18 protein-coding genes are annotated in these 24652 nt (G+C 43.1%); 4 read left to right on the forward strand and 14 right to left on the reverse strand.

Translation table 11 applies throughout. The annotated features are described in order from the left end of the window. Positions 1–179: 179 nt before the first annotated feature. Positions 180–1528, forward strand: a protein-coding gene (locus tag AC2YHV_RS10975; RefSeq protein ID WP_487373196.1) for an IS3 family transposase whose coding sequence is annotated in 2 segments (ribosomal slippage) — positions 180–639 and positions 639–1528 — 1350 coding nt in all. Because the reading frame shifts where the segments join, the coding sequence is not laid out codon by codon here. 319 nt (positions 1529–1847) lie between these two features. Here AC2YHV_RS10975 and uvrA read toward each other — a convergent pair. The 4 genes from uvrA to AC2YHV_RS10995 all read right to left on the reverse strand — a co-directional run bounded on the left by uvrA (position 1848) and on the right by AC2YHV_RS10995 (position 8944). Next, a complete protein-coding gene (gene uvrA / locus AC2YHV_RS10980; protein ID WP_034309930.1) occupies positions 1848–4727 on the reverse strand; it encodes an excinuclease ABC subunit UvrA in 2880 nt (959 codons plus the stop codon). A 6-nt stretch (positions 4728–4733) separates the two neighbouring features. Next, positions 4734–6719 carry an excinuclease ABC subunit UvrB gene (gene uvrB, locus AC2YHV_RS10985; RefSeq protein WP_098185592.1) on the reverse strand — a complete coding sequence of 662 codons (1986 nt, stop codon included), beginning with the start codon at positions 6717–6719 and terminating at the stop codon, positions 4734–4736. Positions 6720–6938: 219 nt separating this feature from the next. Next, positions 6939–7169: a CsbA family protein gene (locus AC2YHV_RS10990; protein WP_034309928.1), complete on the reverse strand. Its 231-nt coding sequence runs from the start codon at positions 7167–7169 to the stop codon at positions 6939–6941. A 191-nt stretch (positions 7170–7360) separates the two neighbouring features. Next, positions 7361–8944, reverse strand: a complete 1584-nt coding sequence (locus AC2YHV_RS10995; RefSeq protein WP_411740333.1) for a catalase — start codon at positions 8942–8944, stop codon at positions 7361–7363. Between the two features lie 255 nt (positions 8945–9199). On the opposite strand from AC2YHV_RS10995, the gene AC2YHV_RS11000 reads away from it, so the two are divergent. Continuing rightward, positions 9200–11422, forward strand: a complete 2223-nt coding sequence (locus AC2YHV_RS11000; RefSeq protein WP_487373197.1) for an MMPL family transporter — start codon at positions 9200–9202, stop codon at positions 11420–11422. Between the two features lie 382 nt (positions 11423–11804). Beyond that, entirely contained in the window at positions 11805–12338 is a 534-nt protein-coding gene (locus AC2YHV_RS11005) for a YceI family protein (protein WP_053536834.1), read from the forward strand. A gap of 56 nt (positions 12339–12394) precedes the next feature. Here AC2YHV_RS11005 and AC2YHV_RS11010 read toward each other — a convergent pair whose 3' ends face one another. Together AC2YHV_RS11010 and AC2YHV_RS11015 are read right to left on the reverse strand one after the other, a co-directional pair. Beyond that, positions 12395–13450 carry a FecCD family ABC transporter permease gene (locus tag AC2YHV_RS11010; protein ID WP_057278123.1) on the reverse strand — a complete coding sequence of 352 codons (1056 nt, stop codon included), beginning with the start codon at positions 13448–13450 and terminating at the stop codon, positions 12395–12397. After that, positions 13447–14451, reverse strand: a complete 1005-nt coding sequence (locus AC2YHV_RS11015) for a FecCD family ABC transporter permease (RefSeq protein WP_057278124.1) — start codon at positions 14449–14451, stop codon at positions 13447–13449. Before AC2YHV_RS11015 ends, AC2YHV_RS11010 begins: the two co-directional genes overlap by 4 nt. A gap of 190 nt (positions 14452–14641) precedes the next feature. Here AC2YHV_RS11015 and AC2YHV_RS11020 point away from each other — a divergent pair, with 190 nt between their 5' ends. After that, a complete protein-coding gene (locus AC2YHV_RS11020) occupies positions 14642–15631 on the forward strand; it encodes an ABC transporter substrate-binding protein (protein WP_057278125.1) in 990 nt (329 codons plus the stop codon). A 66-nt stretch (positions 15632–15697) separates the two neighbouring features. Here the strand turns inward: AC2YHV_RS11020 and AC2YHV_RS11025 are convergent, their stop codons facing one another. From AC2YHV_RS11025 to prfB, 8 genes are all read right to left on the reverse strand, one after another. Beyond that, complete coding sequence (locus tag AC2YHV_RS11025; protein ID WP_487373198.1) at positions 15698–16891, reverse strand: PDZ domain-containing protein; 1194 nt, start codon at positions 16889–16891, stop codon at positions 15698–15700. Between the two features lie 192 nt (positions 16892–17083). After that, positions 17084–18508 (reverse strand): S41 family peptidase, encoded by a 1425-nt coding sequence (locus AC2YHV_RS11030; protein ID WP_057278127.1) that lies wholly within the window; start codon positions 18506–18508, stop codon positions 17084–17086. A 141-nt stretch (positions 18509–18649) separates the two neighbouring features. After that, positions 18650–20041, reverse strand: a complete 1392-nt coding sequence (locus tag AC2YHV_RS11035; protein ID WP_487373199.1) for a murein hydrolase activator EnvC family protein — start codon at positions 20039–20041, stop codon at positions 18650–18652. A gap of 93 nt (positions 20042–20134) precedes the next feature. Further along, positions 20135–21028 (reverse strand): permease-like cell division protein FtsX, encoded by an 894-nt coding sequence (gene ftsX / locus AC2YHV_RS11040; RefSeq protein WP_487373200.1) that lies wholly within the window; start codon positions 21026–21028, stop codon positions 20135–20137. Further along, positions 21018–21704, reverse strand: coding sequence for a cell division ATP-binding protein FtsE (gene ftsE / locus AC2YHV_RS11045; RefSeq protein ID WP_034309898.1), 687 nt, complete (start codon positions 21702–21704; stop codon positions 21018–21020). Before ftsE ends, ftsX begins: the two co-directional genes overlap by 11 nt. A gap of 292 nt (positions 21705–21996) precedes the next feature. Further along, on the reverse strand, positions 21997–22341 hold the full coding sequence (cccB, locus tag AC2YHV_RS11050; protein WP_057278129.1) for a cytochrome c551: 345 nt from the start codon (positions 22339–22341) through the stop codon (positions 21997–21999). Between the two features lie 49 nt (positions 22342–22390). Beyond that, positions 22391–23254, reverse strand: a complete 864-nt coding sequence (locus AC2YHV_RS11055) for a YitT family protein (RefSeq protein ID WP_063574693.1) — start codon at positions 23252–23254, stop codon at positions 22391–22393. 156 nt (positions 23255–23410) lie between these two features. Next, positions 23411–24509 (reverse strand): peptide chain release factor 2 gene (gene prfB, locus AC2YHV_RS11060; protein WP_223255851.1). Its coding sequence is split into 2 segments (ribosomal slippage): positions 23411–24445 and positions 24447–24509, totalling 1098 coding nucleotides; the frame shifts between segments, so codons are not numbered across the junction. Positions 24510–24652 lie beyond the last annotated feature (143 nt).

The following is a 24652-nucleotide window of genomic DNA, read 5'->3' on the forward strand; positions in this document are numbered from 1 at the left end:
AGATGTTTGATTTCCCCGGAAATATCTTGTTTTCCCATTCTTTAATCAAATGATTGATTAAATGCACACCGTCATTTTTCTACAAAAAAACAAGCCTGATGGCTTGTTCAAGACTGTAGATAAACTTGAACTGTCCCGTAAATGTTAGACACCAAACTAACATTTACGGGGTGTTTTTTATGGCTAATTTTTCTGCCGAACAGAAAATATTCATTACACGACTTTACCTTGAAGGAGAGCAAAGCTATATGGATCTTCAAAAAATATTTGAGGTTTCGTATCAAATGATTCAAGGATGGGTTCGTTTATACCAAATTCAAGGAGCCGATGGATTTAAGAAATCCTATACAAGTTATTCTACGGAGTTTAAAATGGATGTACTTAATTATATGAATGAAACGGGTATATCTTCTTACGACGCAGCCGCAAGGTTTAATATTTCATCTCCAGCGCTAATTCGGACGTGGAGAATAAATGTTAATGCCTATGGATTAGATGCCCTAATTTCTAAGAAAAAGGGGAGACCATCCATGAAAAAAGATATCAATCCATCCAAACAAATTGAAGGTTCGGTTAAAGAGCTTGAAGAACGAATTAAACAACTCGAAATGGAGAATGCGTATTTAAAAAAGTTAAATACTTTAGTTCAAATGCAGGAAAAATTACAACCCAAATCAAAGCGCAAGTAATTTATGAACTAAAGTCCATTTATGAGGTTGTGGCCTTAATTAAAGTCGCTGATATTCCACGTAGCACGGACTATTATTGGGAAAAACGCTTGAATCGAGAAGATAAGTATTCGAAGGTAAAAGCCACTATTCAGTCTATCTATCATGAAAATAAAGGACGTTACGGTTATCGTCGTATCACAAAAGAGTTAAAAAAATATGGATTTTCTCACAATCCAAAGACCATCAACCGACTCATGAATGAAATGGGCGTAAAATGTTTAGTCCGTATGAAAAAGTATCGTTCGTATAAGGGGCGTGTTGGTCGAATTGCCCCCCATATTTTACAACGTGATTTTCAAGCCGAGAAAATGAATCAAAAATGGGTAACAGACGTAACGGAATTTCATTTATTTGGGGAGAAACGTTACCTATCCCCTATCCTTGATTTATGTAATGGTGAAATTATTGCCTACAAAGTGATGAAACGGCCTGTTTATAAACTTGTTGGAGATATGTTAGATGAGGCGATTAAACACCTGAAACCAGAAGATACGGTCATCCTCCATTCGGATCAAGGGTGGCATTATCAAATGAAGAAGTATCAAAAAACCTTAAAAGATTCCCGCATTATACAAAGCATGTCCCGTAAGGGAAATTGTTTAGATAACGCAGTCATTGAAAACTTTTTTGGCTTGTTAAAGTCTGAATTGCTTTATCTCCAAGAGTTTGAAAGTATGGAACACTTTGAAAAGGAATTAGATGATTATATTCATTACTATAACCACAAACGAATGAAGGTAAAATTAAAAGACCTGAGTCCGATAGAATACCGAACTCAGGTCTTAGAAGCTGCTTAAATTATATGTCTAACTTTATTGGGTCAGATCAACTCGAAGAAAAGCCAGTTTGCCTGCAGTTTTTATTTAAAAACGTTCCAATTGATTTCAGAAATCCGCTCCCCGCCGACTGTCTGCCAGGCCACCTCACTGCAAGCGGCTGTGGGGTATTGGCTAGCCAGTTATTCGGCAGGAGTATCGCAAATTTCTTCAATCCAATAAGGATTACTGTAAAAAACCATTAAGGAAAATCTAGTCTTGGTTTAAAATCATGGTTCGGCATTAGACCGTTCCGAACCCTTTTTGTCTAAAACCTTAATAAGCCTGATGGCTTGTTCTTTTAAGCATGTTCATGCTCTGTTTCTTTTTCTTCAATCCAATTTTCCATACGAATTTGATCACGGGTAAGTACAGGTTTTAAGTATTTTCCCGTATACGATTCGGAAACTTCACATATTTTTTCAGGTGTTCCATAAGTGACGATCGTACCGCCCTTATCTCCGCCTTCCGGTCCCAGGTCAATAATATGGTCCGCCGTCTTGATGACATCCAGATTATGTTCGATCACCAAAACTGTATCCCCATTGTCAACCAGCCGCTGAAGCACCTGGAGCAGCCTTGCTATATCGTGGACATGAAGTCCGGTAGTCGGTTCATCCAAGATATAAAATGAGCGCCCAGTGGAACGGCGATGCAATTCAGAAGCGAGTTTCACCCTTTGCGCTTCACCGCCTGATAAAGTGGTGGCAGGCTGTCCAAGCTTGATGTAACCCAAACCAACGTCATAAATCGTTTGTAGCTTCCGTTTGATTTTTGGGATATTTTCAAAGAAACTTACGCCTTCCTCGACTGTCATATCGAGGATGTCGGATATATTTTTCCCTTTATATTTCACTTCAAGTGTTTCCCGGTTATAACGCTTACCATGACAGATTTCACATGGGACATATACATCTGGGAGAAAATGCATTTCAATCTTGATAATGCCATCACCTCGGCATGCTTCACAGCGGCCGCCCTTCACATTGAAACTGAACCTGCCTTTTTTATAACCGCGTATCTTCGCTTCATTAGTCGAGGCAAATACGTCACGAACATCATCGAATACACCCGTATAGGTAGCTGGATTCGATCGTGGGGTCCTGCCAATTGGTGATTGGTCAATATCAATGACTTTATCTAAATGCTCAACTCCCTTAATCTCGCGGAAATCACCTGGTCTGGCTTTTGCCCGATTCAGCTTTTGAGCCAAAGATTTATGGAGGATTTCATTCACTAATGTACTTTTCCCTGATCCAGATACTCCTGTAACGGCTGTAAAGACCCCCAGTGGGAATTTCACATTAACGTTTTTCAGATTATTTTCCTTGGCACCTTTTATCTCAATGACACGGCCATCATTTTTCCGGCGTTCCAATGGCAATGGAATGAATTTCTTCCCTGCCAAATATTGACCCGTTAAGGATTTAGGGTCATTCATGACCTCTTCCGGAGTACCGGCGGCCACTATTTCCCCTCCATGCGCTCCGGCTCCTGGACCAACATCAATCAAATAATCCGCAGCAATCATCGTATCTTCATCATGCTCGACAACAATCAGGGTGTTCCCGATTTCACGCATATTCTTCAATGTTTCGATCAAACGGTCGTTATCCCTCTGATGCAGCCCTATTGAAGGTTCATCCAAAATATAGAGGACTCCCGTTAAACGGGAACCGATCTGCGTCGCCAATCTTATACGCTGCGCTTCACCGCCGGATAATGTTCCCGCTGCCCTGCTCAACGTCAAATATTCCAAACCTACATTAGCCAGGAAACCGAGCCGCTCACGAATTTCACGTAAAATCAATCTCGCAATTGCCGCTTCCTTTTCAGTCAAATCAAGCTCATCGAAAAATACTAATGCATCTTCCACTGATAAAGCTGTCGTTTCACTTATATGGACCCCTTGAATGAGCACGGAAAGACTCTCTTTCTTCAAACGGTGACCCTTACAGGTTGGACAGTGATGTTCTGACATGTATTTCTGCATTTGCTCACGAATATAGTCTGAACTCGTCTCCTTGAAGCGCCTTTCGATGTTTCTTAAAACTCCTTCAAATGGAATATATCCTTCTTGCACTCTTCCAAAATCATTTTTATAACGGAAATATATCTTATCTTTACCTGAACCAAGCAAGACCTTATCCATCTTCTCTTCCGGTAAATCTTTAACGGGCACATCCATATCTATTCCATAATGGTTGGCTACCGCTTCAAGGAGCTGAGGATAATATTGAGAACTCGTCGGCTCCCATGGCGCAATCGCATGTTGACGGAGGCTTAATTCGTTATTCGGGATGACGAGATCACGGTCCACCTCAAGCCTCGCCCCCAAGCCATCACAATCCGGACAGGCCCCGAACGGGCTATTGAAGGAAAACATCCTCGGCTCTAACTCTTCAATCGAAAATCCGCAGTATGGACAAGCATGATGTTCACTGAAAAGCAGCTCTTCCTCACCCATTACGTCAATGATGACTTTGCCTTCGCCAAGCTGTAAAGCACTTTCCAATGAATCTGCAAGCCTGGCCATGATCCCCTCTTTAATGACGATCCGGTCAATGATGACTTCAATCGAATGTTTCTTATTTTTTTCGAGAGTGATTTCCTCACTGAGATCATGCATTTCCCCGTTCACACGAATGCGGACATAACCTTGTTTCTTAACATCCTCCAAAACCTTCGCATGTGTCCCTTTTCTGCCTGAGACGAGCGGTGCCAATACTTGAAGCTTGGTTCTCTCAGGGTAATCAAGAATGCGGTCCACCATTTGTTCGATCGTTTGTGAGGTGATTTCAATATTATGGATCGGACAGGTCGGCCTGCCGACCCGTGCAAATAACAGCCTTAAATAATCATAGATCTCCGTAACAGTCCCTACAGTTGAACGAGGATTCCGACTGGTCGTTTTCTGGTCTATGGAAATGGCTGGTGACAAACCTTCGATCGCATCGACATCCGGTTTATCCACTTGGCCTAAGAATTGACGAGCATAAGCGGACAGTGATTCCACATAACGTCTTTGCCCTTCTGCATAAATCGTATCAAAAGCCAAGGAAGACTTTCCAGATCCGGATAATCCGGTAAGCACAACAAGTTTATCTCTCGGTATCGTGATATCAATATTCTTTAAATTGTTGGCCCTGGCGCCTTTTATCACAATTTTATCCATCGCCATGTTTCGTCACCCTTCCGCTTTTAACTCTAGTAATAAATCACGCAGCTCGGCAGCTCGCTCGAAGTCCAGTGCCTTTGCCGCTTCCTTCATTTCTTTTTCCATGCTCGCCATCACTTTTAAACGCTCTTTTTTAGGGAGCTTCGCAAGGCTTGGTGCAAGATCTTCCTTATACTCTTCGCCTTCTTCGGCTACATGCGTCGCCCTTATGGAATCACGGATATCCTTTTGAATGGTTTGAGGCATTATTCCATGCTCTTCATTATACTTCTCCTGGATTTCACGGCGCCGCCTCGTTTCATTGATGGCAATTTCCATCGAATTCGTGATGCGGTCTGCATACATGATGACATGGCCGTTGGCATTACGGGCTGCACGGCCCATCGTTTGAATAAGCGAACGTTCCGAGCGAAGGAACCCTTCCTTATCGGCATCCAAAATGGTCACTAACGACACTTCCGGAATATCCAGGCCTTCCCTTAAAAGGTTGATTCCAACGAGTACATCATATTTGCCCATTCGGAGTTCCCGGATGATTTCTATCCTTTCCAAGGTCTTCACTTCCGAATGAAGATATTGGACCTTGATGCCGATTTCCTTTAAATAATCAGTTAAATCTTCAGACATCTTTTTCGTCAAGGTCGTTATGAGTACACGCTCGTTCTTTTTGACGCGCTCCTGTATTTCACCGATCAGGTCATCTATCTGCCCTTCAATCGGCCGCACTTCTACCGTCGGATCCAGCAATCCGGTAGGACGGATGATTTGCTGAACCATTTCTGGTGTATGTTCGAGTTCATATGGTCCCGGAGTTGCCGAAACGAATATGGATTGATGGACCTTTTTTTCAAATTCTTCAAATCTTAGCGGGCGGTTATCTTTCGCAGACGGCAGACGGAAGCCATGGTCGACGAGCACTTGCTTCCGCGCCTGATCTCCATTGAACATTCCGCGGATTTGCGAAAGAGTTACATGTGATTCATCCACGACCAATAGGAAATCCTCTGGAAAGTAATCTATTAAAGTGTATGGTGTCGCACCTGAGGGACGAAGCGTCAAATGACGGGAATAGTTCTCGATCCCAGAACAAAAGCCCATTTCCCGCATCATTTCCAAATCATAGCGGGTCCGCTGCTCCAAGCGCTGTGCTTCAAGGAGCTTTTCATCTTCCCTTAATTCCTTCAGTCTCTCTTCCAGTTCCGTTTCGATATTTTGAATGGCTATCCGCATTTTCTCTTCGCGGGTTACGAAGTGGGAAGCCGGGAAAATGGCGATATGTTCCCGTTCACCGGTAATTTCACCGGTCAGGGCATCGACTTCACGGATACGGTCGATCTCATCCCCGAAGAACTCGACCCGTACACAATGTTCATCACGGGAGGCCGGAAAAATTTCGACGACATCGCCGCGAACGCGGAAGGTCCCCCGTTGGAAAGCAATATCATTCCTCTCATATTGAATATCCACGAGTCTGTGCAGCAAGGCATTCCGGTCTATTTCCATGCCAGTTCGGAGGGAAACGACCATCTCCCGGTACTCTTCAGGAGAACCGAGTCCATATATGCACGAAACACTGGCAATGATGATGACATCTTTCCTTTCGAACAAAGATGATGTGGCCGAGTGACGCAGTTTATCGATTTCATCATTGATGCTTGCATCTTTTTCGATGAATGTATCCGTGGATGGAACATAAGCCTCTGGCTGGTAGTAATCATAATAGCTAACGAAGTATTCGACGGCATTATTAGGGAAGAACTCTTTGAACTCACTGTAAAGCTGCCCTGCCAACGTTTTATTGTGGGCAATGACAAGAGTCGGTTTATTGATCTTTTGGATCACATTGGAAACGGTGAACGTTTTCCCTGTACCCGTTGCCCCCAATAACGTCTGCATTTCCTTGCCTTCCTTAATCCCTTCGACCAGCATTTCAATTGCTGCCGGCTGATCTCCTTGAGGAGAGTATTTTGAGACTAACTCAAACTTATCCTTCACCAAGCATGGCCTCCTATTGAAATATTTTTATATGAAAACGGGACATGCCTATATCCCTTCTATTTATTCCGGTTTAATAAAGCATATATACACATTCTACCACAATAGCCTTAAAACAAACCAGCAATAAGCGAACATCCATTCGATTCTTGTTTTAATGAACTTCATGATGTGTTGAGGAGAATGACAAGTTTGAGTACAAAAAAAGCACCTTTGATGTCAGGCGCTCTTGGATGTACGTTTCATCATTCTTTTTGATAACCAAAATCCCACTGTCAGGGATAAGGCATCGACGATGATCAATAAGTTTGTATGCGTATAACCTTTATATGCGGAAGCTGTAATCAAGGCAACAGTTAAAACAAGGCCTACGACATTGTTATAGGTGACTCTTGAAAATAGCATGACAAGTAGACAAGGAAGGAAAAGGGCAGAAAGAATTTTAATCATTTTTTCATCTCCTTTATAAGAGAAAAATAGAGTAGTTTCAGTTTAAATGATTATGAAGTTTTTTGCCAATCAATTTCCTGCTTGATTTTTAAAAAGGCATCCTTGGAAGAGCATCCACACATCCATTAATTATGCCCATAAAAAAAAGAGGCAAACCCCTTTATAAGGAAGTTTGCTTCTTTTCAGTTCAATCAATATGGATCCGCTCCATGACCTTTTCTAACGGCGGCCTCAGGGTTATCCGTCCCACCCAGCGGTTTTGAAGATTCCGTATGTTCTGAGGCCGCGGCCAGTCCCTCTTTCAATCTGCGGCCATACTCTTCATCGGCCTCTTCGGCAAGTGCTATCATTTTTTCCTGAATGCGCTTGTCGGCAGGAGCCAATGCCGCCACTAAATTGGAAATTAAATCGTCTTTTTCCCAATCCTCAAATTCCCGGTACGTTTCCCCGGCCTGTTTCGTATTGTTTTGGCGATCGATTGTCTCACGGACAAGTTTCCCTTCCACCATAGGTGTATACTCTTTGCCCGTTTGATTGGCTTCCTTCAAGCCGCCGACAGTGGATGGTTCGTAGTTGATGTGGGGGCTTTGGCTGCCTCTGCCAACTTCATATTGCATCTGTCCGCCAGTCTGATTCGTGGCAGTTCGTTTCTTTGGAGCATTGATCGGCAGTTGCAAATAATTCGCGCCAACACGGTGACGCTGTGTATCGGAATAAGAAAATGTACGTCCCTGTAACATCTTGTCATCAGAAAAATCCAGTCCATCCACTAGGACACCGGTACCGAATGCAGCCTGTTCGACTTCAGTGAAATAGTCTTCAGGGTTTTTATTCAATACCATCGTACCGACATGCAGCCATGGGAACTCATCTTTCGGCCAGATTTTCGTATCATCCAGCGGATCGAAATCCAATTCAGGATGATCATCATCACTCATGATCTGTACGTTGAGATCCCATTCCGGATAGTCCCCGCGTTCGATCGCTTCATATAGATCCTGTGTGGCATGATTGAAATTCGTAGCTTGAATTTCATTGGCCTCTTGCTGCGTCAGGTTCTTGATCCCTTGTTTCGGTTCCCAATGATACTTGACGAGCACCGCTTTCCCTTCCTCATTCACCCATTTATAAGTATTGACCCCTGATCCTTGCATCATCCGGTAGTTAGCTGGGATGCCCCAAGGGGAAAACACAAAGGTAACCATATGGAATGTTTCAGGCGAACTCGAGCAAAAATCGAAAATCCTCCTGCCGTCCTGAATATTCGTGACCGGATCCGGTTTGAATGCATGAATCAAATCCGGGAATTTCATGGCATCACGGATAAAGAAAATTTTCAGGTTATTGCCTACAAGATCCCAGTTTCCATCTTCCGTATAAAATTTAACGGCAAATCCCCTTGGGTCACGTAACGTTTCCGGGGACGTCCCTCCATGAATAACAGATGAAAATCTCACGAATACCGGGGTTTTTTTACCTTCTTCCTGAAAAACCTTCGCTCTCGTATATTTTGAAATTGGCTCGTCCCCCGCTTTACCTGTCGGAACGAAATAACCATGCGCACCTGCACCGCGAGCATGCACAACCCGTTCAGGGATGCGCTCCCTATCGAAGTGGCTGATCTTTTCCAGGAAATCATAGTTCTCAAGTGTACTAGGACCTCTGTTCCCTACAGTTCTTAGACTCTGGTTATTCGTTACCGGGTGCCCTTGCCTGTTCGTTAATGTTTCATTCGTTTCATCATTTGTTTTTTTGGATTTATCAGACAAAAAAATCCCTCCTTTGTTAATAAAGGCCACAATACTACTATACTTTCCCTCATTTCCTATATTTAACTCTTCAATCTTCAAAATTTAATTGAAATTAGGTAAATAAGTACTTTTCCCCTATATATCGATGAGCCTATTTTCATGCCATTAACGACTTGAAGAGTTTAGTAGTTGGAGTGAGCATACCCATTTTTGTATAAGTCAACATCACACCACTATAATGAAATGAGGATAAAAAATTCAAAAAGCGGGGTGCCTTCATTGGACGAATCAATAATAGGAAGACTTGGCAGGGTGATGACAGGAAAAACCAGTCGTTGGGTTGTCATTGCCGCATGGATAATTGCAGCAATCGCATTAACCTTCACATTGCCTGCCGTTAATGATCGAACAGCAAATAATGCCTCAGACTTGCCTGAAGACTCGCCTTCTGTCGTGGCTGATGAACTTATTAAAGAAGAGTTTCCAAATTCCTCTGGAATACCTGCCCTGCTTACATGGCATCGCGAAGGTGGACTGACAGAGGCCGACTTGGCTGAAATCCAGTATCTTTCCAAGGAACTGACAGATAATCCATTAACACAGCAATCTTTCTTACCGCCGATTCATGAAATTCCGTTGCCTGCTCTTAAAGGATCGGTTTCAGAAGATGGAACGACTTTCGTGCAGCCGCTTTTCTTTAAAGAAAAGACCGAGACTGAAATTCTCGGAAAAAATCTTGAAAGCATTAATGAAGCAGTAACGGAGCGCATTGGAACGGACCCATTCAAGGTCCCGACCGATTCAGATGAATTATCCCTTCGAGTGACAGGCCCTGTAGGGATATCAGTCGATGCAACGGGTTTATTTTCAGGTGCTGATTTCAAATTGCTTTTAGCGACAGTAATACTTGTACTTGTCGTATTATTACTCATTTACCGCTCTCCTCTTTTAGCCATAATTCCTTTAATCGGAGTAGGCTTCGCCTATATTGTCACAAGCCCGATCCTTGGCTTCATGGCAGATCATGGTTGGATTACAGTCGATTCACAGGCCATTTCAATCATGACCGTATTATTATTCGGTGCCGGAACGGACTATTGCCTATTTTTAATTTCTCACTACAGAAGTGAATTAAGGAATCATGAAAGCAAACGGGAAGCCATGATCGCCGCATTTAAAGATTCATCAGGCGCCATTGCGATGAGCGGCCTAACGATCGTCATCTCCCTGCTAACATTGCTTGTAGCCAAATACGGAGCCTACCACCGTTTCGCTGTACCATTCAGCTTGTCGATTTTAATCATGATGCTGGCAGCTTTAACACTTGTACCTGCATTGCTTTCTGTATTCGGAAGGGCTTCCTTCTTCCCAATCGTCCCGCGTACACCTGAAATGGCAGAAGCACGGGCCAAGAAAAAGGGAAAAGCCGTCAAAAAGCATAAAGAAGGCCGCATCGGTAACTGGATTGGCCATATCGTCACAACCAAGCCATGGACCGTCATTCTTACATGCCTGATCATCTTCAGTGTTTTAGCTGGATATTCTTCACAAATAAAATATTCATATGATATTCTCTCTTCCTTCCCTGAAGATATGAACTCCCGTGAAGGCTATTCTGTCATTTCCGACTCTTATTCACCAGGCGAACTGGCACCGGCGACAGTGGTTGTCGATACGGATGGTGAAGATATTGATTTAGCACCGGTATTAAAAGGGATGGATATTGTGGAAACTGTTGCCGATCCAGTCTCAAGTAAATCGAATAAAGATCTGCAATCCTATGAGGTCACATTCAACATCAACCCATATGATATCGAGGCCATAGATTCCATTCCGGAAATCCGCACAATGGCGGAGAAAGAATTGAAAGCCGCCAATATATCTTCCGTAGATGAAAAGGTTTGGGTTGGCGGGCAGACTGCGACTCAATTCGATAAAAGGGATACCGTCAAATCCGATGAATTCTTGATCATCCCGATCATCATCGTCCTGATTTCCCTGCTCCTTTTAGCCTACTTGCGATCTGTGACAGCCATGGTGTATTTAATGGGGACAGTCATTCTATCATTCTTTGCAGCTATGGGGTTAGGTTGGATTATCCTGCACTATTTCATGGGTGTCGATGCGATAGAGGGGACAATTCCACTTTATTCTTTCGTATTCCTGGTCGCACTTGGAGAAGATTATAATATTTTCATGGTTTCAAGCATTTGGCGTAAGAAAGAAACGATGCCAATCAAGCAGGCCATTAGAAAGGGCGTTGCCGAAACTAGCGGTGTCATCACCTCCGCCGGAATAATCCTGGCAGCCACTTTTTCCGTTCTAGCCACACTTCCGATTCAAGTATTGGTCCAATTCGGGCTCATTACCGCCCTTGGTGTGTTAATGGACACATTCATTGTGCGCCCGTTCCTTGTTCCTGCAATCACCTCCCTCCTTGGCCGCCGTGCTTTTTGGCCGGGTAAAGTGACCAATCAAGAAGAGAAAGAACAGGCCAATTAATAAAGATGTCCGCTTTACCCTTCTTCATTAAAAACCCTGTGCCCCATAAATGCACAGGGTTTGAAGATAAAAGGGTTTTTACCAGAAATTTCAAAACAAAGTCGATTGTAACGGAAGGTGCGAGACTCCTGCGGGAAAAGCGCGCCCAGGAGGCTTCCGGACCGCCCGCGGAAAGCGAGTGCCTGGAGTTGAAATCATCATTCGAGTTTGTCTACAGTCTGAAAACCCTGTGCACCATAAACGCACAGGGTTTTTCATGTTTTCAAAATTAAGGAAAACTTTCAGTTGACACTATTGCTTTCAGCTCTTATAATTACATTAAGTTAAGATATCTCAAATTAAAGATATATAAATTCAAGATTAATAATCAGGAGGAATAAATATGACAAATACAAAATGGATAGTCGACCCGACTCACAGTGCTATTGAATTTTCCGTAAAACATATGATGATCGCCAAAGTAAAAGGAAGTTTTAATAAGTTCGAGGCAAGCATTCTAGCAAACCCATCGGATCTAACGACTGCAGAGATTGATTTTACCGTTGATGTGGCCAGTATCGACACACGCAATGCAGACAGGGACAATCACTTACGTTCCGCTGACTTCTTTGATGTAGAAAAAAACCCAACATTAACATTCAAATCAACGAAAATCGTGAAAACGGATGAAGATGAATACGATGTAACTGGAAATGTGACTCTTAATGGAGTTACACAAGAAGAAACTTTCAGCATCACCTTCGAAGGCCAAGGGAAAGATCCATGGGGAAATGAAAAAGCAGGCTTCAGCGGAAAAGGGAAAGTCAAACGCAGTGATTATGGTCTAACCTATAACGCGGCATTAGAAACAGGCGGCGTACTGATCGGCGATCAAATCACGCTTACCATCGAAATCGAAGCAGCTAAAGAAGCTTAAATAAATAAAGAAGCAGCCATCCCTAGGATGACTGCTTCTTTTTGCATTTACCGGAATTACGAATTCCTCGTTTTATATAGTAAATAAATGAAGTATGGTGCCCCGATGCTCGCTGTGAAGACACCAGCCGGTATTTCCAAAGGTGAGAATAAAGTCCGTCCAATCAAATCCGCCACCATAACCAGGATGCCGCCAAGCAAAGCCGAAGTCGGCAGTAACACTCCAAAACTAGAACCAACCAGCCTTCTGGCCATGTGCGGTGCCATTAATCCCACAAACCCTATTCCCCCAGCAAAAGCTGTGGAACCGCCAATCAAGGCCGTACTGATCATCAATAATGTAAACCGCTGTTTTTGGACATGCCCCCCAAGCCCCGTTGCCAGGTCATCGCCTAGCTCCTGTAAATTAATATTCCTGGCATACAGGAAGGCAATTAACAGGAATAGAATCGTCCATGGTGCCAGTACAGCGATATTATTCCAAGTGGAGGTGGACACTGACCCGGTGATCCAAAGGTTTGCCTGGCTCGCTTGATAGACTGGACCAAGAATCATCATCATCGTGGTGAGCGCCTTCATTAAAGCCATCACCCCAATCCCGATCAACACAAGCCTGATCGGGGGAACCCCATTTTTCCAGGCTAATGAATAAACGAGTAAGGCCACGACTGTCGCCCCAATGAATGCAGCTACCGGCAGCCAATTGATGCTCACCGTTAATGAATGGTTCTTATCGCTAAAAATGGCCAAGAATCCAACGACCGCTACAGTCGCTCCTCCCGTAATCCCCAAGATATCAGGCGAAGCAAGTGGGTTTCTAATCATCCCTTGAAGGATACCCCCAGCTACAGCAAGGCCCATCCCTACCAACAGGGCAACAATTATTCTAGGCAGGCGGAAAGATTGGATAATAAGCCGGTCGCTCTCCGTCCCCCCTCCGATAAAGACCTGGAGAACGCTTAGCGGATTTATATTCATTTCACCCACTCCAGTACTGATCACAAACACTAGTGAAGTGACTAAAAATAATATGAAAATCACGATCATGGCTTTTTTATCCATCAAGAATGATATTTTTTCATTAAACAAACGAAAGCTCTTATATGACTTCATCGACCGCTGAACCCCTTTCTAGCTATATAAATAAAGAATGGGGTCCCGATTATGGCTGTCATGACTCCAACCGGAACTTCGCGAGGCATCAGGATATACCTGGATATGACATCGGCTGCAATCAAAAGCACCGCCCCGAAAAGTCCAGAGAAGGGAATCAACCAGCGATGATCGATGCCAACTATAGAACGGGTAAGATGCGGAACGACGATTCCTATAAAGCCAATCGGACCCGCAACCGCTACTGATCCTCCAGAGAGCAGGATGATTGCCAGCCCCAGGACCAGTTTAAGGAATACTATATTCAGTCCAAGACCCTTTGCAACATCTTCACCCATGGATAACACATTCATTTTACCGGACATGATCAAGGCAAGGACCCAGCCTGCGGCAAGATAAGGCAGGACGGCAACTAAATTGTCCAGGCTTCTACCGGAAACGGATCCGGCAAGCCAGAATAGGACTTGCTCTAAAAGAGCCTCATTAGAAACAAGAAGACCTTGTGTAAGTGAGGCTACCATCGCCGTCATGGCTGCACCTGCCAATGTCAGCTTCATCGGTGTCAAGCCGCCGCGTCCCATGCTTCCAATCATAAATATGCTTATCGCGGCTATGGCGGCCCCTAGGAATGACAGCCATGTGAATACTTGAAGATTGCTTATCCCAAAAACGGTGACACCAGTGACCACCGCCAATCCCGCCCCGGCGTTGACTCCGAATATATCCGGGGAGGCGAGGGGGTTTTTAGTTAGCGTTTGCATCAAAACCCCGGAGATGGCTAAACTTGCACCGATGGCCGAAGCGATCAGGGCACGCGGAAGTCTGACTGATTGAATGACAATGTGCTCATTCGTCCCATTGAAATCGGTAAAAGCATCGATGGCCATTTTCCATGTTGTATCCGTATAACCGTATACAATGCTTGAGCACAGTAAAAACAGCAGCAAAAGAATGGTAATGAACAGCCCCATCCATTTCTGCCATGAATTTTTTAATAACATATCCAGTTACCTTTCCAATCACGTTTGTATATCAGTATTTAATTCAATTGTACTGGCGTTAACAGGACTATGTCAACGAATTTGAGAATCATTTTCAATTATATATTGACAGAAAAGTATATTCATTTTATGATGATGCTGTTAAGTGCGAATGATTATCATTTGCTGACAATTTGGGAGGGATACATAGATGTTTAGATTTAAGTCTTTATTAACGCTTTTTACAATATTTGCAGTCTTCCTTCTAGCAGCTTGCGGGAATTCGGATGAAAAGGCCGATGGAAATAAAGCTGAAGACAAGAAAGAGGAGAAAAGCTACACAATTAAGCATGCCATGGGCACTGCCGAGTTGAAAGAAACGCCTAAAAGAGTCGTCGTTTTAACAAATGAAGGTACTGAAGCATTGATCGCTTTAGGAATTAAACCTGTTGGTGCCGTTCAATCATGGCTTGGTGACCCTTGGTACGACCATATTAAAGATGATATGGATGGGGTCGAAGTTGTTGGTGTTGAACATGAAGTTAACTTAGAGAAAATCGCATCACTGAAGCCTGACTTGATTATCGGAAGCAAGATACGCCAAGAAGCTGTTTATGATAAATTAAATGCAATCGCCCCTACCGTTTTCTCGGAAACGCTAAGAGGAGATTGGAAAGAGAACTTCAAACTTTATGCAAAAGCCTTGAACCTTGAAGAAAAAGGTAACGATGTAATTGCGGAATTCGATAAAAATACTGAAGATCTTAAAGCTAAATTGGGTGATAAAGTAAATCAAGAAGTTTCCATTGTTCGTTTCATGGCTGGAACTACTCGTATTTATTACACAGATTCATTCTCTGGAGTGATTTTCGATCAATTAGGATTTAAACGTGCAGAACAACAGAAGGAACTTTTCACTGCAGATAATAAATTAGGCAATCTTGCCATTGAGGTTGGAAAAGAAGTCATCCCTAAAATGGATGGAGATATTCTCTTCTACTTCACCTACGCTCCTGAAGGCGACAAACAAGCCCTAAGCACAGCAAAAGAATGGACGAATGATCCACTTTGGAAAAACCTTGATGCAGTCAAAAACGGAAATGCCCATGAGGTCAGCGACGCAACATGGAATACAGCTGGCGGAGTAATTGCAGCTAATAAAATGCTGGAAGATATAGAAAAAATCATGCTGGAAAAGTAATAACACGTTTCCATTGAAAAAGGCCTTTCTCGATATAATTCGAGAAAGGCCTTTTATTTTATATCATTAACCCACTTGTCCGCTTTCCTTCAATTGATCGTCAACGAACAAGAGGCCCAGTTCGTAATGCTCCCCGTCAAATAGAGCTCTTTGCACAAAACGAATCTGTTCATTATTATCGATGACCTCGAGCTTGCAATGTGCCCGGTTTATTTGTAGCGCCCTGTATAGCTCTTCTTCTTCCCTGACGACGACCCCATTTATTTTCGAAATGACCTCGCCTTTTTGCAACCCCATTTTATCTGCCGGAGATTGAGGGATAACGCCTAAGATCTGGACACCCAGCTTACTTTTCGAAAAATAAAAAGGAAGCTTTTGATCCATTGCCTTTTGGGAATGATGCAGGAATTCACGGCAAAGGATTGCCAAAACAACCGTTATGATTGCCAATGGAGGGTACCAGTAACCAGCTGCAGCCAATACCGTAATCACAATTCCCAATGCCCCTACCTTTTTGCCTTGCGCCTTAATTGCCAGTTCCGGGAGCGTCCCATGAACTTTTTGCTCAAAGCCGATTAAAATGGGCAGTACGATCGGCGACAGGGACATGTCCCCGATTGTAAAAACCGGATACCATTCGAAAGGCGCTGGAAGTTGTCCTCCAGGAATCATAACGAACATGGGAATTAGCCAGACCCGCTGTGAAACATACACACCTATCGGCTGCCCCCTTTTGGATACCTCCAAGTGAGGAGAGACCTTTTTACTTCCATTAGCAACAATCAAAAACCCTTCAGCAATCAGTAATAACCCCATTAAAATAACAAGTGTCGGATATACGGACCGATCTAGCTGATTAAGGGAATCCTGAAATAACGTCAGCTCGATATCTCTATCATATAGAAAGAACAGGATAAAGAAAGTGAGCCCCATTGTATAAACGGGGGAAACAAACCTCTTTTTCATGGATAGCATCGCCAAAACCGTAACCACTGCCATGATGGACATTGCCGCAAAAGGAATGGCGAGTCCGGTGGCCAGCGTGAGGAAGGAAAGGATCAATCCCCCTATCAATCCTAGAGGCAGCATGGAACGCAGCTCCATGGAAAAACTGTAGATCTTCGTATTAAAATCATGGCGTTCCCGTTTAACGCGAAGATAGCCGATGAATAAGCAATAGGCAATCGAAACATAAAGCAAAGGGTGAAGGAAAAGTTTTCCTAATCCCATTAAGCATGCAATCAGCCAATCCGTTGTCAATTTCTTTCCACCATCCTCAAAAGTAATCAAAATTTTGTCAAACTTCGTTCTGGTCAGTTACCTCCTATTCTATCAAAAATGTAGCCTCAATGCCTATTAAGATGCAGAAAAATTAGGTTTATCTCAAGTTGGCAGGCAAGGAACGATTAAATGCAAAAAAGGCACCGCTCCAAGGGGAACGATGCCATCAAGTTACTTCACTAAATAATTCAAAGCCGTGCGTAACTGGATATCATTATCTTCATCCTGGATCTTTTCCAGAATGGCAGATTCCAGATGCGCTGCGGTTTTAGCATCCAGCTTACCGGTCACTTCCAGGCCGAATTGTTTTTGGAATGCCTTTACTGCGATTTCTGTACTCCAATCATAATATCCATCCTCACGACCCGGTTCAAATCCGAGTCCTTTCAGAATGCTTTGGGCATACTGGATTTGTTCATCATTCATATCCCGCTCCAACACCTTCTCAATCGCCAGCTGATGGGCATTAAAATACTCCGGTTGTTTGACTTTGATCGTCGGTTCGATCCCTTTTTTATGGATCCAGTTCCCTGAAGGAGTCAGCCACTTATATAACGTAAGTTTAATCTTACTGCCATCACCCATTGGTACAGCTTGCTGTACTGTGCCTTTACCGAAAGTCTTCTCGCCAACCAATGGATAGCCTCCCGCCTCTTGCATGGCGCCAGCCAGGATTTCCGAGGCAGATGCGCTCCCTTTATCCGTCAAGACAGCAATGGGATAACTTTTCGCTTTCTTAAGGCTTGTGAAAAACGATTGTGTTTCCCCCGTTCTTTCGGCAATTTGCAAATAGGGCTTGTCTTTTGTGATGAACTCGCCAAGAATCGTTTCCACACTGGAAAGAAGGCCGCCTGGATTGCCGCGTACATCTATGACCAAGCCCTTGATTCCCGTCTTTTCCAGCTTCTTAATCTGCTTTTTGAAATCACTTGCAGTATTTTCCGAGAATGTGGTCAACTCGATATAACCGATTTGTTCTCCGCCGACTTCCTTAATTGATGAAAATACGGTATCCAATGGAATTTCGGCGCGCACCATATTGAATTCAAGTGGATTATCAATCCCTGCCCGCTTTATTTCAATTTTGACGGGTGACCCTTTTTCACCGCGGATTTTCAGGCGTGTTTCATACAGATCCAGCCCTTCAACACTTTCACCATTCACCTTGAGGATTTGATCTTTCGGCTTTAATCCAGCTTTTTCTGCAGGCGAGTCTTTGTAAGGAGAAACAATGATGACCTTACCATCTTCCATTCCGATTTCAGTCCCGATCCCTTCAAAAGAGGAGTCCAGGGTTTCATTGAATTGCTTAGCGGTCTCCTTGTCCATATATACGGAATAAGGATCTTTCAGCGCTGACAGCATGCCTTGGATGGCACCCTCAACCAGGTTGGAGCCATCCACCTGCTCTACATACTGACTTACGATTAAGCCGTAAGCTTGTTCCACTTTTGCCCATTCCTTATCCTTCGATATTTCTTGGCTTTCATCCTTTGCTTCATTCTTGGCCGGAAGGCTTGTCCAATATATGCCCCCCACTGCTCCAATGGCTAGTGACATGATGATTGCTAGAGGAAGTACCCATTTTTTGACCATATTTATCCCCATTTCTGACCTGATATGTATTTCACTATATGAGGGGAATGAAAAGAATATGCTTATAGAAAATGGTGACACCACATAAAAAAACAGACAAGGAATTTATCCTTGTCTGTTTTTCCATTGATATATTGGGTATTAGATATTTACATAGTTTAATGGATTAACAGCATTTGACTTGCTATAATTCCATGGGCCTTTATGTAGCTCAAAGTGTAAATGCTGACCGAAGGAATGGCCTGTGTTACCCATGATGCCCACTTGTTGACCTTTGGCAACTACAGCACCTTCGCCTACTTGTCTAGAACTTAAGTGTGCATACACAGTAGTCCATTGCTGACCGCTGATCGAGTGGGTAACGAAGACGACATTACCGTATGTACTTGAGAAGTAAGAACGGCTTACGACCCCGTCGGCTGCCGCTACAACCGGAACCGTTCCACTAGCAGCTATATCGATGCCGGCATGCTGTTTATTCCAGCGTTCACCCATTGTTGAAGATACATACCCTGCACTAGGTCTAGTGAAAGTACCCGATGAAACGGCTGGCGCTTGACTTACATTAGACGAAGCGGGTGAAGATGATGATGAACTGTTGCTTTTTGCACTATATCCTGAAGAAGTGGATTGTTTTTTTGTTTCGGTTGCCTGTGATGCTTGTGATGCTGCTTGTGCAGCCGCTTGTGCAGCTTCTTGCTCTGCACGTTTTTTCGCTTCGGCTGCCGCTTTTTTACGAGCTGCTTCCAATTCGGCAAGACGTTGATGTTCCAAGCTGATGGCTGATTTGATGGCTTTTTCTTGAGCAGCAAGATTCGCTTTTTCTTCCTCTAGACCCATCTTCTCATGTTCATGCTTTTCAGTTTGTTGCTTTAATTTTTTAACCAATGCATCCTTTTCTTGCTTCTGCTGTTTTTGTTGCTTTTGAATTTCCAATAGTTCAGCTTTTGCCACTTCTAAACTGGCAAGCTTCGTTTCAACGGCTTTTTGCTTTTCTTCGAGATCCTTTTTATCCAGCTCATGCTGCTTTAAAATATCGCGGTCGGCTTCAGCGATTGTCGCTACAGCTCCGACACGGTCAACTAAATCCCCAAAACTGGATGATCCGAATAATACTTCAAGGTAGTTCACGTCCCCGCCAGTCTCCTGGAAAGAAAGTGCCCTTTCCTTCAATACTTCATTACGTTTCGTAATCCGCTCTTTTAATACTTTAATCTCTTCTTTCAATGCCTCGATTTCTTTTTTCGTTTGTGTAATTTCAGCATTTTTAGCATCGATTTTTTTTGCGGACTCTGCGATTTTCGCTTCAATGGCAGCGATTTGGTCTTCTGCTGTCATTTGCTTATCCTGCAGGTTATCGATTTTCTTTTCCGTGTCGGAAATATTCGATTCAACACCTGAACGTTTTTCCTGGATGGATTCTTTCTGTTTCTCTAAATCCGATATAGACTCAGCATAAACCGAAGGTGCCGCCAGAATGCTTCCCAATCCGATCATGATGGAGGCATTCATGGCAATGATATTTTTTTTCACGTTTCATTTCCCCTTTCAACCCGTTACATCCTTGCCTTGTAACGTCTCTCTATTTATGTCTGGCTACTTTTGGCTTTCGAGTAAAGATACAATTTAAACTTTCAAGAACTTCCTGACTGACATCAAGCTGCCCCATATTCCGATAACCGCACCAATTACGATGAGGATGGCCGATACTTGATAAATAAACGGATTTGCAGGCAGGAAATCTATGAATTTGAACGTAATCTGCGGCGCTGCATATTTATAAAGATTATAGTAGAGTACTGCAATCAGTCCTATCGGAATGATGGAACCGAGGACTCCCAACCAAAGTCCTTCCAAGAAGAATGGCCAACGGATGAATGTATTCGTCGCTCCTACCAATCTCATGATCTCAATTTCTTTTCTTCTGGCTACAATGGTAATTTTAATCGTATTCGAAATCAGGAACATTGCAGTAAATAGTAAGCCTACAATAAGAACGATCCCTATGTTTCTAGCAATATTAACAAAGCTGAATAGCTTCTCGACGTAGCCTTGTCCATATTTAACACTTTGGATATATTCCATACCTTCGATTTTCTTTGCCACCTTGATGACATCTTGCGGAGATTTCGTTTTGATAACATAAACGTCCCTTAATGGGTTATCCTGTTCAAATGGTTTAAAAGCATCACCATTATCTCCTAAATCATCTATTAAATTAGTAAGCTCTTCATCTTTTGGAGAGAAAATCACTGATTCGATACCGTTTATCTCCATAATTTGCTTACCGATAGCTTTTATATCGTCATCATTCGCCGCATTATCAATATGTGCACGAACTTCGACATCTTTCTCCACATTTCCCGCGATATGATTTAAATTCATCATGAGCACTAAAAAGACGCCAACCAAAGTTAGAGTGACCGTTACTGCACTGACAGAAGCAAACGTCATCCATCCATTACGGCCAATATTTTTAAAACTTTCACGGAAGTGACGGAGCAATGTTCTAAATTTCATATCCGTAATCACCTCGATGTTCATCGCGAACTATTTTTCCACTTTCAATGGCAATGACACGTCGTTTAATATTGTTGACGATGTCCCTATTATGTGTGGCCATGACCAGTGTAGTTCCGCGTTTATTAATTTCTTCGAATATGTTCATGATTTCCCATGATGTTTCGGGATCAAGGTTACCTGTAGGCTCGTCGGCTATGACTACCTTGGGATCATTGACGATCGAACGGGCTATTGCAACCCTTTGCTGTTCCCCACCAGATAACTCGGAAGGAAGCATTCTCGCTTTATGTTTAATGCCAACCAGATCAAGAACTTCCATGACTCTCTTTTTGATTTCTTCTGGTTCCTTTTCAATAACTTCCATGGCAAAAGCAACATTTTCATATGCAGTGAATGTTTGAAGGAGTTTAAAATCTTGGAATACCATACCGATATTACGGCGGAATAGAGGAACTTTCGAATTGCGGATACTTGGCAGGCTTACACCATTGACCAAAATATTACCGCTTGTAGGCTTTTCTTCCCTATACATCATTTTGATGAAGGTCGATTTTCCGGCACCGCTCGGACCCACTACATAAACGAATTCGCCAGGCTTTATTTTCACATTGATACCATTAATGGCAATTACGCCATTTGGGTATGTCTTTTTCACATCTATCATTTCTATCATTCTAAAACCACCTAATTTGCTTGGATTATCACTATGTATCTACAGCTTTTCGACAATTTTCACTGAAATCTGACAGGAATCTCCCTTACTTGAGCACAGAAACATTATAACATCATATTTTGTCAAATTAAGCATAAAAAATATTACAGTTTCATTTCAGTTAGACATATATCAACATCTATGTAATAATTCCAGGATTTGATTGCTTGATAAGTGGTTGATCGTGAGTTGTTTCGAGGGTTTAATGGAGGCTAAATGAAACGTCCCGCTAAGCAGAACGTTTCATTAATCATTATTTATGTTCAGCAAGCCATTCAGCGACCATGCTCGCTTCCTTGCCCTTGATTATACCTTTTGGCATTCCGCCGCTTTGACCATTCGCAATGACTTTTTCAATGTCTTCTTTTGATAGCTTGGAACCTACCTTCGTCAAGTTCGGTCCCACGCCGCCTTCAAGATTCACTGCATGGCAGCTTGAACATTTGTTTTCATAAATTTTTGCGGCATCACCGGCACCTGCCGTAGTCGTTTCGTTATTTTCACTTGCAGGCTCTTTATCTGCAGCATCATCGTTCCCACCGCATGCAGCCAAGGCCAAAGAAGTACCCAGAACTAAAGCTAACCACTTCATTTTCATTGAACTTACCCCCTCTGATTTATACCAGCACAAGAACATTATACCAATTTCAATCCAGTTTAAAACCCTCCCCAAGTACCTCCGAAGCGTCCATTACAATTACAAACGCTTTAGGGTCAACGAGTTTCACCAATTGTTTCAATTTGGTGAATTCCGACTGGTCTATTACGCACATCAAAATTGGACGAGTATCATCCGTATAGCCGCCATACCCGGATATGCCTGTTACACCCCGGTCCAGCTCATGTAAGATAGCATCCCTTACTTCCATTTCTTTATTCGTGATGATCAGTGACATTTTCGAACGGTTCAATCCAATCTGGACAAGGTCGATCGTCTTGCTTGTCACATATAGTCCAATCAATGCATAAAGGCCTTTTTCAATATCAAAAACGATGGCAGCACTTAAAACGATGATTCCATCAATGACAGCCACACAGGTCCCCAATGACAGATGGGAATATTTATGGAAAATCTGTGCCGCCAAATCGGTCCCCCCAGTGGAACCCTTGCCCCGAAAGACGATCCCCAGCCCAAGCCCGACCATCATCCCCCCGCAAATCGAACCAAGCAATGCATCATTCGTCCATGCCTCCCAATCCTTTGTCAGAAATACCACTAAAGGCAGGAACAAGGTTCCAATCAGGCTTTTGGCTCCGAAATGCCTTCCGAGGATAATAAGCCCCGCAATGAACAAAGGGATATTAAAACCCCAAAGAACATAAGCCGGCTCCCAACCGAGAGTTGACCTGAGAATCGTGCTAATCCCGCTGACCCCTCCGGATGCGACCTGGTTAGGCAGTAAAAACACATTAAAACCAATGGCAATTATGGACGAACCGACAATCACCAATCCATACTCCGTTAACTTTTGAATGAAAGGATGCCTCTGCTCCCTGTATCTTCTCTTCATTTTGCATAAGTCTCCTCGAACCATCATTATTATCTAGTATTGGCCGAACGAGGTAGAGCATCCCTTTTCAATCCTGTAAATGTCAGCCAGAAGATTCATTAAAAAGGGAAATCATAAAAAAAGCCGGACCGGGGAAACCGGTCCGACTGGCTGATCTTATAATTTTGAACGCAAGTACGCATCAATGAACATATCGATATCCCCATCCATGACAGCTCCCAAGTTTCCGGTCTCCGCACTAGTACGGTGATCTTTAACCATGGAATACGGATGGAAAACATAAGAACGAATTTGGCTTCCCCAGCCAATTTCCTTTTGCTCCCCGCGGATTTCATCCAATTCCGCTTGTTGCTGTTCAATTTCACGTTGATACAATTTGGCTTTCAGCATATTCATGGCCTGGGCCTTGTTTTTGATTTGAGATCTCTCGTTTTGGCACGTTACCACGGTGTTCGTAGGTAAATGGGTGATCCTGACCGCCGAGTCCGTTGTATTGATATGCTGACCACCTGCACCACTTGCCCGGTACGTATCGATTTTCAAATCTTCCGTGCGTACTTCTATATTGATCGTCTCATCGAATTCCGGCATGACTTCACATGAAACGAATGAAGTGTGGCGTCGTCCTGAGGAATCGAAAGGAGAAATACGGACAAGACGGTGTACCCCTTTTTCCGCTTTCAAATAACCATAGGCGTTATGGCCTTTGAAAATTAAAGTGACACTCTTGATCCCAGCTTCATCACCTGGAAGGTAATCAAGGGTTTCCACTTTAAAGCCTCTTTTTTCACCCCATCTTGTATACATGCGCAACAGCATGGAACCCCAATCCTGGGACTCCGTACCGCCTGCACCAGGATGCAGTTCAAGAATGGCATTTTTCGAGTCATATTCTTCACTTAATAAAAGTTGAAGTTCAAAGTCATTCATCTTTTGTGCAAGAACCGTGATTTCTTCTTCCAGCTCAGCTAAAAGTTCTTGATCATTCTCCTCTTTCACTAATTCATATGTCAAATCCAGATTTTCATATGATTCATTCAGATCGGACAATTGATTGACTTGTTCTTTCAAAGCATTCGTTTCATTGATGACAGTTTGTGCTTTTTGCTGATCATTCCAAAAATCGGGATGTGTCATCTCATTTTCTAGCTGTGCGATTCGTGCCTCTTTTTCATCTAAGTCAAAGAGACCCCCTAAAGTCCGTTAATCGCTGCGCTGTCCGTTCAAGTTCATTTCTTATTTCTGCTAATTCCATTTCTCTTCACCTCATTAAGTATGTTAAAAAAAATCCCTGAAGAGGGATTCCCTTCATTACAATAAACCTCTTCATTATATGCAAACTAAACATGAAAAGAGGCGGCTAGCCTTGGACTTAACCGTCTCATCTTCATTATACAC

The sequence above is a fragment of the Peribacillus sp. SRI_006 genome (genome assembly GCF_057586375.1).